The sequence below is a fragment of the Paenibacillus sp. A14 genome, assembly GCF_036864815.1.
GTDB lineage: Bacteria > Bacillota > Bacilli > Paenibacillales > Paenibacillaceae > Fontibacillus > Fontibacillus sanfengchensis.
Genome location: NZ_JBAGJD010000002.1, coordinates 90,817 through 104,480, shown reverse-complemented (window position 1 = coordinate 104,480; position 13,664 = coordinate 90,817). Strand labels below are relative to the sequence as shown.

The window sequence follows — 13,664 nt, the reverse complement described above, 5'->3', positions numbered from 1 at the left end:
AGGAGGGAAATATGCCAGGGATTCAACCCATGTTGTCCAGTGATTGGGGGACTTACCGCCCCGCTGAACTAACCATTCGGATGAAATCAGCCGATATGAATACCGATTGGACTAGCGTGTTTAACGATCTGGAATTGAAGCGGCCGATGACGTTAGGAAAAGATTTGGAACAGCAAGCCCGGACTCAGACGATTCAAAATATAGCTATTAAAGCGCAAGAAGGCGATCGGATGATGAATATAGCTGCCGGGGAGAAAAATGTCTTTGGACGCATCGCCCATGACCGTTACATGCGAAATGGTCAAAAGGAAGTGACGGTTGAGGCCATTCCTCATCAGGGCGTTGTTATAGATTTTCGTATCTATCCGCCGGAAATTTCGGTCGATCCGAGAGGAGCCATCCCAAAATGAAGGAATTGCATAGTAAGGCATATGGATTGCTTGAAGTTGAAGACAGCCAGATCTATCTGTTTGAATCGGGAATTCTGGGAATTCCCGATATCGGGCAGTATGCCCTGCTTCCGATGGAAGGCACCCCTTTTTTTGTTCTGCACGCGCTTGGAGAAGAAGTCAGCTTCATATTAGTGCCATCGCACCAGGCTGTGGAAAATTACAGTTTTCGCATCACCGATGAAACCATTGACCTTCTTGAACTGAAATCACCGGATGATGTCGGGGTTATGTTAATTGTGAACATTAATAAGGACGAGCTCTATGTGAACCTGATGGCTCCGATCCTCCTCTCTCCGCACTCTCAGAAAGGATGCCAATATATAATCAAGGATCAGGAGCTTCCGGTCCGTCATCCTTTAGTGCCGAAGGAGGAAGCTTAAATGTTGGTGCTGAGACGAAAAGTTGGCGAGACCGTGATGATCGGCAATGATATCCAAGTACAGATTTTGGGTATCGAAGGAGACCAAATTAAACTTGGCTTTTTAGCCCCCAAGGAAGTGCAGATTTTAAGGCAAGAACTATACGAAGGTATTGTTGCCGAGAATTTGGCAGCTAGGGAACACACAAATCAATTACAACAAGAACAAATCCTAAACCTGCTGAAAAATTTTAAAATGTAAACATTTGAGGTAGGTGGGTTTGAGATGAATATCAACGTTAATCGCGTGGATGCTAATTTTTCAGACACATTAAGATCCGCGGAACCAGGGATCAAAAAAAATACGCCATCCCTGTCTGAGAACAGCTCGAACATCAATGAGCTGAGAGCGCAGAAATTTTTGAGAGAGCAACAAGAAGAACTTGAAAAACAAGCAAAAAAACTGAACGAATCGATCGCATCGACCGGCAAAGAGTTAAAGTTTAAATACAACGATGAAGCCGAGGAGCTTTACGTGGAGATTATCGATTCGAAAACGAAGGAAGTCTTATCCAGCCTTCCTCCGGAATTTTTGATTGAGCTTTCCGTCAAAATGAAAGAAATGATAGGGATGTTTTTTGATAAGAAAATCTAAAATTAGAAAGGATGATAGTGATGCCAACAGTTACGTTTCCCGGTTTAGCCTCCGGGTTTAACACGAAAGAATATATTGATGCAGTTATGAAGGCTGAGAAAATACCGTATAACAGGCTGGAAGAAAAAAAGGAAATTACGACAGTTTATAAGGGTGTGTTTGACAGCCTGAAAACTAAATTAAATACGTTTAAGGATGCCGCTGCGGATTTAAAATTAGTCGGCAGTTTTACGGTAAATAATGCCACGGTATCTGATGCAACAAAAATGACGGTAACTGCAGGTGAGTCAGCTTTAGCGGGCAGCTATGCAATTAAGGTGGATAAGCTGGCTAAGCAAGGGGTCTATCAAAGTAAAGTCATGCAACAGAATTCTGATATTAGCGGCTTAGTTGGTCAGAAAATTCAGTTGAAATTGTCGGATTCGGAAATTACAGAAATTGAATTGAAAGGTACAAATATCGACGAAGTACTTAATAATTTGGCTAAAAGCATCAACAATAACACCAAATCCGGAGTTTCAGCTTCAATCGTGCAAACTTCGTCTACTGAAAAACGGTTGGTTCTTACCTCCAAAGAAACCGGTGCGGCTCATGAAATCAATTTTATGGATCCCATTACGAATTGGAGTACATTGACTCCAGAAGACAGAAAACAGGTTTTGCAGCCGACAGGGGATCATCCTGTAATTTTTATGTCGAGTGCCGTAAAATCGGCGTTGGGTTTCGATGCCGCTGATGCACATATTCAAACAGCCATTGATGCGGAATTGACAATTAACGGAGTAGCAGTGAGCAGTCCTTCCAATTCGGTTAAAGACGCAATACCGGGTGTAACGATGCAATTGACCGCCATTGGAGATTCGACGGTAAAGGTCAGCCAAGATACGGATAAAATCGTAAGCAAAGTACAAGCATTCGTGAATGCCTATAATGATATCATTAAGACAATAAAAGCAAACACACCTAAGTCCAGTAAGAACAGTGATGGCTCCTTAACCTTGACATTACAAGGTGATTCGACTTTAAGGTCGCTGCGCAATGAGCTTGGTTCTTGGATGGACAGCATTGTAGGGGATGTCCAAGGTTTCAAACTACTAAGCGATATTGGATTGGAAGTGGATAAAGGCGTTAAAACTGCTGCGGCTATGACAGGTGAAATTAAGTTTGATGCTGAACTGTTTAAGAGTAAGCTGGCCGAAAATCCGGAAGCTGTACAAAAAATGTTCACCTCGAATAAATCCTCAGGGGATACGATAGATGGAATAGGCGCTCTTTTTGAAAAAAATCTGACACCTTGGACTCGGAGTACCGACGGCTATATGGCATCACGAATCACCGCGTACGAATCGGATATCAAATTTATTACAGAACAATTGGACAATATGGATTTGAGATTAAAAAAGAGACAAGCGACACTGGAAAGCAAATTTGTGAACATGGAAAAAGTGATGTCGGGTTTGAACAATCAATTGACATGGATTAAAGGTCAGGTAGCATCCCTGACTAAATCTTCATCATCCAATTAATGGGAGTTGGAGCTAGTGGCTTTTAACACAGCAGGTTACCAAGCATATCAGAAGAATAAATACCAGACGGCTTCCCCTCATCGGTTAACACTAATGCTTTACAATGGTGCCATCCAATTTGCTGGTCAGGCCGGGGCTGCTATTCAGCAAAATAACATTGTGGATACAAATACTTATATCCAAAAGACTCAGGATATCATCTATGAGTTGATCTCCTCTCTTAACATGAAAGAGGGAGGGGGGATCGCACAAAATTTGCGCCAGCTATACTTTTATATGATAAGCAAGCTGATCGACGCAAATATAAAAAAACGTGTAGATTTTATTGAGGAAGTTATAGGTCTGTTGAACGAGCTAAGAGAAGCCTGGGACCAGATTGGAAAAGGAGGTACACTTGGACAATCTTAAGTCGGTGAGTTCACTGTTGGCGGAACGAAAAGGTCTGTATGGCAAACTGCTGCAATGCTCCAGAGCACAGCTAGGCCTGTTTGAACGATTAAGAAGTGAGGAGGAACTTCCTGTCGAGTTTCTGGAATTACAGGACCAGTGGGAGAGTACTGCGTCGGATATTAATAAGATACAGAAAAGACTGGAAGAAACGGTACAGGAAAAGGATATTCAAGACTCAGAACTGGTAGAGGTTATGCAAGAGTGCATCGAGAATATGAGTCTGCTACAACAGAAGTTGGCAAGCTACAAGGAGAGTTTAGGTGGCGACTTTCAAAATATCAGGGATCAACGAACTCTGATGAACGCTTACTATGGAATTACCCGCAAAACACCGATTTCATTCTATTTCGATGAAAAAAATTAAAAAATTCTCCTAAAGACCTAAACAATTAGTTTCTTCCGCCGATATAAATAATAGGCCACAAGGATGTAGCCAATATAAACCAATCATGGAGGATGATTACGATGGGAATGTTTATCAACACTAACGTTGGCGCGATTAACGCTAACCGCAACCTGAACTTCAACAACACGAATATGGGTAAGACGATGGAAAAGCTGGCTTCCGGCTACCGCATCAACCGTGCTGCTGACGATGCTGCAGGTTTGGCAATCTCCGAAAAAATGATTTATCAAATCAACGGTTTGAACCAAGCTCAGCGTAACGCTCAAGACGGTATCTCCCTCTTGCAAACGGCTGAAGGTGACTTGACTGAAGTTCACTCCATGCTGCAACGTATGAACACGCTGGCTAACCAATCGGCGAACGGTACTTACCAAACTGAAGACCGTAATAAGATCCAACTCGAGGTTGCAGAACTTGTTAAAGAAATTGACCGTATTGTTGACAACTCCAAATTTAACGGAGTTAACTTGCTGAACGCAAGCGCTACTGTTACTTTCCAAATTGGTGTTAATAACAACGAGACATTAGTAGCGAATTTGGCAGACAACAATACTACGGTTCTCTTTAGTGGGAATACCCTCAACGTTGCTACAGTAACTGGTGCAAGAAGTGCAATGGCGCTTATTTCCAAAGCAATCAATACAGTATCTCAGAACCGCGCACAACTTGGTGCTTATCAAAACCGCTTGGAACACACCATCAACAGCTTGGGCGTAACTTCCGAGAACTTGTCGGCTGCTAACTCCCGAATCAAGGATGCCGATATGGCAACTGAAATGACGGCATTCACGAAGAACCAAATTCTGGTTCAAGCGGGTACGGCTATGTTGGCACAAGCTAACTCCGCACCTCAAGCAGTTCTTAAGCTTCTTGGTTAATAACCGGAAAAAAGGCCTCCAAAATTTGGAGGCCTTTTTTTTTATTGTTCTATACAGACCGTTGCTGGATAAACCGATAAAATAAGTAATACTCGAAAAAAGGTGTGTAGTTCATGAATATAAAAGTAGATCAAGCCGAGCAGTTCTCCGTTTTGAATTTTAAGGAAGAATTTGAGAAAGTGTGGATGAACTGTTTGACAGATATATATCGTGAGGACAGATTAATTCATCATGTGGAAATCGATGGACAAATTTTTTATAGTGGTTACGAAAATTACATTAAGAGCAATGTGGACTTGGTTAAAGAAATCCACATTATTACTTTTTCGAGGCTAGAAAGTATAACCGAAACAGAAACTACTTTATCAGAATATTTAGTCAAATACATTCCCGGGATGGAGGAGATTACAAACAAGCTTTACGGAGACGTGTCTCCTGAAACATGGGAGGAATTTGCTACTGGTTTAAAAGGTCTCCAATGGATCGTGAGCTCGTTAGAGTTTTTGAGGTTTTTATATGCACCAGGATCGGAAAAAAGTGCACATATACAGGATTATTGCTCTCAATTATCACAAATCGTGAAGGAGCTTGATAAGGAGATGCAAAGTAACAATTTAGTAGGTGTAGCGGACCTGTTGCAATATGAGCTATTGCCTTGTCTTAATGATTTTTTGTCTGAAGAAAAATAAGGAAGGTTCGTGGATATGGACGTATTCAATAAAAATTTGAAATTCCTTGAGCAGAACTATCCTCAGTTGCTTCCGGTTATTCAGGGAAACGATATTAGTTCCTGTACCCAGGTTTTCACCAAAAAACAAGAGCCAAACATCATTTTGAATGCAAACGGGACGGAAGTCTATCTCCATAGCAAATATAACGCTGAGGAAGAAGCACGCAAATGGGCTCTTTCTCTTGGTGAACAAGATATTCAATCCGAACACTTGTTAATTGTAGGTTGCGGTTTAGGCTTTTATTTAGAGCAACTGCTTGATCATTCGAAATCCTCCTCAATTTATGTTTATGAACCGAATATTCAAGTCTTGAAAGAGTGGGCTCAGAGCAGAGATATGTCGAAGGCTTTATCTCATCCTAGAGTTCGTTTATTTGTCGTCGGGGAGGACGAGTTTTTTCAAACCGTAGTGGTTCATAGTGTCTCTTCATATGTATCTAACACAATCGGTTTCGTCTCTCCACCTGTTTATAAAAGGATATATCCAAACCTAGTAGATGATTTACAGCAAAAAATGAAAGATGCTCTTCATGCGCATAGAACGAATCAGGCAACGCTTAGTACTTTCAATAAAGAATGGCTTGAAAATGTGTTGTATAATTTACCGTATGCTAGTCAAGTAGACTCGGCAGCTAAGCTTAAGGATCGTGCCAAGGGAGCAACGGCCATTGTTGTTGGCTCTGGCCCCTCTTTAAAGTATGACATCGACTACCTGAAATCTGTAGAATCAAAGTGTCTAATTATTGCAGCAGGTTCAAGTATTCAAGCCTTGGAGCACCATGGAATTACTCCCCATATAGTTGTGTCTATGGATGGAGGTCTCCCTAATTATAAAGTCTTCCAAAATATTGATACAGGGAGGGTTCCTCTTGTATATTGTTCTCAGATCAATTACCAGATCGTTGAGAACTACAAGGCTCCATTATTCTGTTCTGTATTAGATACGGACGAAGTAACCCCATATGTCGTCGGCCAAGAATCACTGCCTAAATTTCAATCAACTACCTCGGTGACAGGTACTGCGATGCAGTTGGCAGTTTACATGGGGGCTTCCGAAATAGTTTTAACGGGACAGGATCTTTCCTACCCCGGACACCAATACTATTCTTCAGGTGTGAATCATATCTCTTCCAACATAATAGAACGGGAACTAGATGGAGCTAAAGAATTAGTGCCGAATGTGGATGGTGGAGAAAACCCGACTACTTTGAAAATGAAAATTACCTTAAATGATCTTGGGCTATTAGTTCAATTGATTCATCTGCAGGGGGTTAGAGTAATCAATGCTTCCAAACACGGGGCTGTAATTCAGGGCACGGAATGGAGAGCAATGAAGGAGTTGTTGCCTCAGTGGTTAAAGAAAGAAGACCAAGATTTTAGAATTGAAAGATTCGCATCATCATCTTCTTCTGAAGAGAAATTAGAACATTTATCTAAGGTTAAAACCGATATTCAATCCCTATATGTGAAAACAAAAGAACAAAACAAACGAATTAACCGAATGGCGGATCTGATTAAACAGTTAGCGGATAAATCGGAAAGCGGAAATATAAACACACTTTCAAAAAGATTAAATGAAGTGGACAAATTGTGGACAACGATTACCAGACAAGATGTTTTTAAATTATTTTATTCATTTTTACTAAAACACCACATTGATGTTTATATGCGACATGTAACTACTATTGTCGAAACTCAAAATCAACGACAGAAAGCAGCACTTATAGTGGAACATCTAGGCAAGCTGGTAAAAGCGATGAACGACTTGACTCCGGAGATATATGAAATTCTGAATAAAAGCATGGATCGAGTCGACTTACTAAAAGATAGATTAGGTGATGTCAGCTATGAACGGACAATTTAGAGGGGCGAAAGTATTAATCGTAGGCGGTACAGGTACAATTGGTCAAAGCTTGCTTCGCGAAATATTAGTAGACAATCCTGAAGTTGTTCGTTTGTTGAGCCGGGATGAATTTAAGCAGTTTCAGTTACAGCATGAATATAAGGAATACACGAATATTCGTTACCTAATTGGAGATATCCGTGATTATAATCGATTGGAAAGAGCTATGCAGGACATAGATTATGTATTCCATACTGCTGCTATGAAGCATGTTCCTGCGTGTGAATATAACCCTTTTGAAGCCGTACAAACCAATGTTCTGGGTACACAAAATGTCATCCAAGCCGCATTAACCTGCAATGTGAAGAAAGTGATTTTTACGAGCACGGATAAAGCCATTTCACCTACAAATACTTATGGAGCATCAAAACTCATGGCTGAAAGGTTAATTGCCGCGGCTCAATATCAGGCAGGTTCAAAGCAAACTAAATTTGCTGCTGTACGATTTGGAAATGTTATGGGATCCAGAGGTTCGGTTATCCCGCTGTTTGAGTGGCAAATTGAAGAAAAAAGAAAAATTACAGTTACCTGCAAAGAAATGACAAGATTTATGATGAGTTTGAAACAGGCAACCGAACTAACTTTAAAGGCTATGGAGATCGCCCAAGGCGGTGAGATTTTTGTTCTAAAGATGCCTGTTGTTAGACTTATTGATTTGGCACACGTTGTCATTGAGCAGACTAGTTCTAAATTAAACCTTGAACGATCAAGTATCGTGATAGAGGAAGTTGGTCTTCGCCCAGGGGAGAAAATGTTTGAAGAATTAATGACCGAAGAGGAAGCTAGATATGCTGTAGAAACTGATGACATGTTTATTATTCAAAATTCTTTTATGGAAAAACGAGACTATTCAGGCGCTTTCCCGGCAAAAATTCAAGGTTACAGTTCACATAGTTCTACTCCCGTTGATATTCAACAGCTTCATTTATTAATTAGTGATAAAAAGTAGAAATTATTTCATGAGGTGGGACAATGAAAATCTTATTAACAGGCGGGGCCGGATTCATTGGTCGTTGGGTAGCGAAACAACTATTAGATGGGGGTCACCAACTTTGGATACTGGACGATCTTTCAAACGGTAGAGAGGAAAACATCAGAGAGTTTTTGGATCATCCAGGAATGAAAAGGTTTATTATAGGATCTATTCTGGACGAAGCCTTGTTAACAGATCTTTTTGAAAAAAATCAATTTGAATTGTGCTATCATCTGGCTGCTTCGATTAATGTGCAAGATTCGATTGATGACCCTAGTACGACATTTAAAAATGACACTGTAGGCACCTTTTATATTTTGGAACAGTGTCGAAAGCATAATACTAAAGTTGTGTTTATGAGTACTTGCATGGTGTATGATCGGTGTAATGATGATCAAGGTATAAGTGAGGTGCACCCTACGAAGCCGGCATCCCCGTATGCTGGGGCAAAGGTAGCAGCAGAAAACATGGTACTGTCTTATTACTATGCGTACGGGCTACCAACAGTAGTTATTCGCCCTTTTAATACTTATGGGCCTTATCAGAAGACTGGTGGCGAAGGTGGAGTTGTTGCAATATTTTTGAAAAATCATTTGAATGGATACGACTTGAATATTTATGGTACCGGTACTCAAACCCGTGATTTGTTATATGTAGAGGATTGTGCTCGCTTTGTAATCCAAGCGGGATTGTCATCCTCTGTTAATGGAGAAATTGTAAATGCGGGTCTTGGGAAAGATATATCTATTAATGATTTGGCATTAATAATTACTAATGATAAAACAAAGATAAAGCATGTAGATCATATTCACCCTCAAAGTGAAATCCAAAAATTATTATGTAACTCGAATAAAGCAAAACGATTATTAAACTGGAAGCCTGAGATCAGCTTAGAAGTTGGGCTTGAACTTACAAAAAAATGGATTGAAGAGACGGGTATGATATAATGTCTACCCGTATTTCTATCTACCAGAAATCGTTGAGAGGTTGATTAGAAATGAAAACAGTTGCAATAGTTCAGGCAAGAATGGGATCCTCAAGATTACCAGGAAAGGTAATGAAGAAACTACAGGATAAAACGGTTTTAGGCCAGGTAATTACAAGACTTAAAGCGGTCGGACAAATTGACGAAATTGTTATTGCTACTACCTCAAATTCAGAAGATGATGTAATTGTTACGGAAGCTGAACAGTATAATGTGTCCTATTTTAGAGGAAGCGAAGAAAACGTTTTGTCCAGGTATTATCTAGCAGCTTCAGCTCTGTCAGCAGATGTAATTGTAAGAATTACCTCCGACTGTCCTCTTATAGATCCTGTTATCACAGGAAATACCATAGATTTGTTCAACAGATCAAACGTAGACTATGCTAGCAATAAAATGATAACAACCTTTCCTAGAGGGCTTGATACAGAGGTATTTACTTTTAATGCGTTAAAAAAATCATATGAGGGCGCATATAATGAGATTCATAGGGAACATGTTACCCCTTATATCTATTTACATCCCGATCAGTTTAAAGTAGCAGATTACACATGGCATATTGATTATTCCAAATATAGATGGACATTAGACACTGTCGAAGATTATCAATTAATTTCTAGAATTTACTATGATCTGTATAGTCCGGGTAGTATTTTTTCATGGCTTGAAGCAATTGAGTTAGTGAAACGTAAACCCGAGCTTTGTCTTATCAATCAACATATTGAACAGAAAAAATTGGGAGAATAGCTCATTATGGGCCATAAAGGAAAATTGCTTATTATAGGATCAACCGGAATGCTAGGAAGATCTTTGACAGCAGAAGCTATAAATAGAGGATATGACACTTATACAGCGTCAAGATCTTCAAGTGATCTATATATTGATATAACTGATGTTAATAGTATTATGGTGGTTGTGGATAAAGTTAACCCCGATATCATTATAAATGCAGCGGCTATTGTTAACTTAACCGAATGTGAGATTGATCCAGGTAAAGCTTATCTTGTAAATGCTCGTCCTGCTGCAATTCTTGCCGATATATCTAGTGCCAGAGGGATCTATAATATACACATTTCAACGGATCACTATTTTAGTGGCGATTTCATGCAATTGCATGATGAGAAGTATCCTGTACGTTTGCTAAATGAATATGCAAGAACCAAGTATGCTGGCGAAACATATGCCCTAACCTGTCCGAAATCTTTAGTCGTACGAACTAATATTGTCGGCTTTAGAGGACGCGCGGACCAACAAACTTTTGTTGAATGGGTGATTTATTCCTTGAGGAATGAACATAAAATGACCTTATTCGACGATTTCTATACTTCGAGTATTTCTACTAAACAATTATCTAGAACGCTGTTTGATGTTATAGATCGGCGGGAAATATACGGAACTCTCAATATTGCAAGCAAGGGAGCTTATAGCAAAAAAGATTTTATTGAGAAATTAGCTAGGTGCTTTGGTTATGGTTTAGTTCATTCATATAGCGGAAGCGTTCATGATTTGCCGGGGGTTCAAAGAGCCGATAGTTTAGGACTTAACGTTTCAAGAGTTGAAAAGATTGTTGGGTATGAAATGCCATATTTAGATGATGTTATAAACCAGTTGTATGAAGATTACATGGAGGAACAAAAGAATGGACTATGCCAATAAGGTGCTTATTAATAACAGAAAGATTTCATTAAGCGAACCCGTTTACTTCATTGCAGATATTGCTGCCAATCATGATGGTGATCTAGCACGGGCAAAAGAACTGATTTGGATGGCTAAAGAAGCGGGTGCAGATGCTGCGAAATTCCAGCATTTCAAGGCGGATAAGATTGTAAGTGATTTTGGTTTTCGACAGTTAAATGGGCAAGTAGGTCACCAGGCTTCATGGAAGCAAAGTGTATTTGATACGTATAAGCAATACGAATGTAACCGTAACTGGAATGAGGAATTAGCGCTGACTGCCCAGAAGGCAGGCATAGACTTTATGACAACTCCATATGATTATGAGGCTGTTGAATTATTAGACCCTTATATTCCTGCTTATAAAATTGGTTCGGGAGACATCACCTGGACGGATTTCATCAGCTTGATAGCAAAAAGGAACAAACCAGTACTCTTAGCTACCGGTGCCTCTGAAATGCGAGATGTGGAAAGGGCAGTGGAAGCCATATTGAACTATAACGATAAAATAGTACTTATGCAGTGTAATACTAATTACACAGGTAGCCTAGAAAATTTTAAATATGTAAATCTAAATGTTTTAAAAACATATGCGGTTAGATACCCGCAAATGATACTTGGGTTATCTGATCATACACCAGGGCATTCCACTGTGTTAGGAGCCGTTGCGTTAGGTGCACGAGTTATCGAAAAACACTTCACAGATGATAATTTTCGAATTGGCCCAGATCATCCCTTTTCAATGAATCCTCAAACATGGTATGAAATGATGCAGAGATGTAGAGAGCTTGAAGCGTCCTTAGGAACAGGAGTCAAATATGTCGAGGACAATGAGCTAGAGACCGTTGTTATACAGCGACGCTGCGTTCGCCTTAACAAAGATGTTGCATGTGGTGAAATTATAACTGAGGCTGACATCGAAGTGTTGAGACCGGCTCCGAAAGGAGCGCTCCAACCATATGAAGTAAATTTAGCTATAGGCAGGAAGTTGAAGGTTTCGAAATTAAAAGGCGATGCCTTGTATGAAATGGATTTGGTGGATTAATGTTAATCGGAACATGTGCAGGGTTAAGGGCAGTTGAAAAGGAAGATTTGAAGAAATTACTTTATTGGAGGAATCAACCGGAATTCAGGAGATATTTTCGAGAGTATCGAGAATTAAGTTTTTCAAATCAATTATCGTGGTATGAAAATGTTGTTCTCAAAGATAAAAGCACCATAATGTTTTCTATTGAGGAGTTATCAACAGGAGAATTAATTGGCGCTTGTGGCCTTTGTTATATTGATTGGGTTAATAAAAACGCAGATTTTTCAATATATATTGGAAAAGATAATCTATATATTGATGAATATTACGCCGATGATGCCGCGAAAGTTATGATCAATTATGGCTTTGATGAACTTGGCCTTCATCGTCTTTGGAGTGAAATATACGATTTAGATCTTTCAAAGCAGAAGTTATTTAAGAGATTAGGCTTTGAATTGGAAGGGAGACACCGCCACAGCCATTGGTCAGAAGGTAAGTGGAGTGACTCGTTATATTATGGTTTGATAAACACGAAAGGTTGATGACATTGATACGGAGATATGGAAAATCATTTACAGATATTGCAGATATAAAAGGACATTTTTTTTCAGAAAATGAGAATTTGGTTAGGAACAATTATAAAATGGCGGAAATATATAAATCGCAGCCTAGAAGGGAACGTTGTAAAAATTGTGACAATATTCTAAATGATAATGTTTATTTTACAAAACAAAAAATAGATTACTATCTGTGTTCTAATTGTAATCACTTAAATGGCGCTTATGAGGATACTGAAGACTTTGCCAGTGCAATATATGTCGAAGAGGTGACTAATTATTCAGTCACATACACTAATGAAAGCTTACAAAAGTATATAGAAAGAATGGATAGAGTTTATAAACCCAAAGCTGAATTTCTAATACATTGTCTTGATAACCTTGGAATAGAATATCGAAACAAATCTTTTTGTGACTTAGGAGCTGGCTCAGGCTATTTTATATATGCTTTAAATAAATTATTTGGCATTAATAAAATTAAAGGCTACGAAGTTTCAACAAAACAGGTCGAGCTGGGTAACATTATGCTGCAAAGCGAGTTCATCTATAACATTAATATTTCGGGTCTCCAGAGTGTTATTGATAATTCTACTAGTAATATTTTTTCAATGATAGGAGTACTAGAACATCTAACAAATCCTAGGGATATCTTATCCAGTTTAAGAGTAAATCCAAATGTTGAATTTTTATATTTATCGCTCCCGTTGTTTTCATATTCCGTTTTTTTTGAATTAGTAAATCAAGATGTGTTTAATCGTCATTTATCCGGCGGACATACTCATTTATATACTATGGAATCAATAGAATACCTTTGTAATGAATTTAATTTTGATATCGTAGGACAGTGGCAATTTGGAACTGACTTTATGGATCTTTATAGGCACATGGTGGTAAGAATGCACGAACTAAATGTTAGCTCCGAAGCAATTAACTTATTTGGTAGCAAGTTTACTGAAGTGTTAGATGATCTACAAAAGACAGCGGATAAACAACACTTTTCTTCTGAGATTCATCTATTACTGCAAAAACGATTGTAGTGCCCTCTGAAACTTCTTTGGTCGGTATTTTAGAGGGATATATTTCGACTTAGGGG

At 39.1% G+C, this 13,664-nt stretch carries 17 protein-coding genes; all 17 read left to right on the top strand.

Annotated elements, in window-relative coordinates; all coding sequences use genetic code 11:
* The first annotated feature begins 11 nt into the window (after window positions 1-11).
* The 17 genes from V4U88_RS04940 to V4U88_RS04860 all read left to right on the top strand — a co-directional run bounded on the left by V4U88_RS04940 (window position 12) and on the right by V4U88_RS04860 (window position 13,608).
* A complete protein-coding gene (locus tag V4U88_RS04940) occupies window positions 12-410 on the top strand; it encodes a DUF6470 family protein (protein WP_334072157.1) in 399 nt (132 codons plus the stop codon).
* On the top strand, window positions 407-832 hold the full coding sequence (gene fliW, locus V4U88_RS04935) for a flagellar assembly protein FliW (protein WP_334072156.1): 426 nt from the start codon (window positions 407-409) through the stop codon (window positions 830-832). Before V4U88_RS04940 ends, fliW begins: the two co-directional genes overlap by 4 nt.
* Window positions 833-1,072 carry a carbon storage regulator CsrA gene (csrA, locus tag V4U88_RS04930; protein WP_334072155.1) on the top strand — a complete coding sequence of 80 codons (240 nt, stop codon included), beginning with the start codon at window positions 833-835 and terminating at the stop codon, window positions 1,070-1,072.
* 24 nt (window positions 1,073-1,096) lie between these two features.
* The gene (locus tag V4U88_RS04925) at window positions 1,097-1,465 is read left to right on the top strand and encodes a flagellar protein FlaG (RefSeq protein ID WP_334072154.1); all 369 of its coding nucleotides are present in this window, start codon (window positions 1,097-1,099) and stop codon (window positions 1,463-1,465) included.
* A gap of 20 nt (window positions 1,466-1,485) precedes the next feature.
* Window positions 1,486-2,991: a flagellar filament capping protein FliD gene (gene fliD, locus V4U88_RS04920; protein WP_334072153.1), complete on the top strand. Its 1,506-nt coding sequence runs from the start codon at window positions 1,486-1,488 to the stop codon at window positions 2,989-2,991.
* Between the two features lie 15 nt (window positions 2,992-3,006).
* Complete coding sequence (gene fliS / locus V4U88_RS04915) at window positions 3,007-3,399, top strand: flagellar export chaperone FliS (protein ID WP_334072152.1); 393 nt, start codon at window positions 3,007-3,009, stop codon at window positions 3,397-3,399.
* Window positions 3,386-3,805: a hypothetical protein gene (locus tag V4U88_RS04910; protein WP_334072151.1), complete on the top strand. Its 420-nt coding sequence runs from the start codon at window positions 3,386-3,388 to the stop codon at window positions 3,803-3,805. The genes fliS and V4U88_RS04910 overlap by 14 nt, the downstream gene beginning before the upstream one ends.
* A 101-nt stretch (window positions 3,806-3,906) precedes the next feature.
* Window positions 3,907-4,725, top strand: coding sequence for a flagellin N-terminal helical domain-containing protein (locus V4U88_RS04905; protein WP_334072150.1), 819 nt, complete (start codon window positions 3,907-3,909; stop codon window positions 4,723-4,725).
* Window positions 4,726-4,838: 113 nt separating this feature from the next.
* A complete protein-coding gene (locus V4U88_RS04900) occupies window positions 4,839-5,414 on the top strand; it encodes a hypothetical protein (protein WP_334072149.1) in 576 nt (191 codons plus the stop codon).
* Window positions 5,415-5,429: 15 nt separating this feature from the next.
* Entirely contained in the window at window positions 5,430-7,319 is a 1,890-nt protein-coding gene (locus V4U88_RS04895) for a motility associated factor glycosyltransferase family protein (RefSeq protein ID WP_334072148.1), read from the top strand.
* On the top strand, window positions 7,303-8,307 hold the full coding sequence (locus V4U88_RS04890) for a UDP-N-acetylglucosamine 4,6-dehydratase family protein (RefSeq protein WP_334072147.1): 1,005 nt from the start codon (window positions 7,303-7,305) through the stop codon (window positions 8,305-8,307). The genes V4U88_RS04895 and V4U88_RS04890 overlap by 17 nt, the downstream gene beginning before the upstream one ends.
* A 23-nt stretch (window positions 8,308-8,330) precedes the next feature.
* Window positions 8,331-9,278 (top strand): dTDP-glucose 4,6-dehydratase, encoded by a 948-nt coding sequence (locus tag V4U88_RS04885; RefSeq protein WP_334072146.1) that lies wholly within the window; start codon window positions 8,331-8,333, stop codon window positions 9,276-9,278.
* 50 nt (window positions 9,279-9,328) lie between these two features.
* Window positions 9,329-10,060, top strand: a complete 732-nt coding sequence (locus tag V4U88_RS04880; RefSeq protein WP_334072145.1) for a glycosyltransferase family protein — start codon at window positions 9,329-9,331, stop codon at window positions 10,058-10,060.
* Between the two features lie 6 nt (window positions 10,061-10,066).
* Complete coding sequence (locus V4U88_RS04875) at window positions 10,067-10,969, top strand: SDR family oxidoreductase (RefSeq protein WP_334072144.1); 903 nt, start codon at window positions 10,067-10,069, stop codon at window positions 10,967-10,969.
* Window positions 10,953-12,032, top strand: coding sequence for an N-acetylneuraminate synthase family protein (locus V4U88_RS04870; protein WP_334072143.1), 1,080 nt, complete (start codon window positions 10,953-10,955; stop codon window positions 12,030-12,032). Before V4U88_RS04875 ends, V4U88_RS04870 begins: the two co-directional genes overlap by 17 nt.
* Window positions 12,032-12,556 carry a GNAT family N-acetyltransferase gene (locus V4U88_RS04865; RefSeq protein ID WP_334072142.1) on the top strand — a complete coding sequence of 175 codons (525 nt, stop codon included), beginning with the start codon at window positions 12,032-12,034 and terminating at the stop codon, window positions 12,554-12,556. The genes V4U88_RS04870 and V4U88_RS04865 overlap by 1 nt, the downstream gene beginning before the upstream one ends.
* Entirely contained in the window at window positions 12,556-13,608 is a 1,053-nt protein-coding gene (locus V4U88_RS04860; RefSeq protein ID WP_334072141.1) for a methyltransferase domain-containing protein, read from the top strand. The genes V4U88_RS04865 and V4U88_RS04860 overlap by 1 nt, the downstream gene beginning before the upstream one ends.
* The last annotated feature ends 56 nt before the right edge of the window (window positions 13,609-13,664 follow it).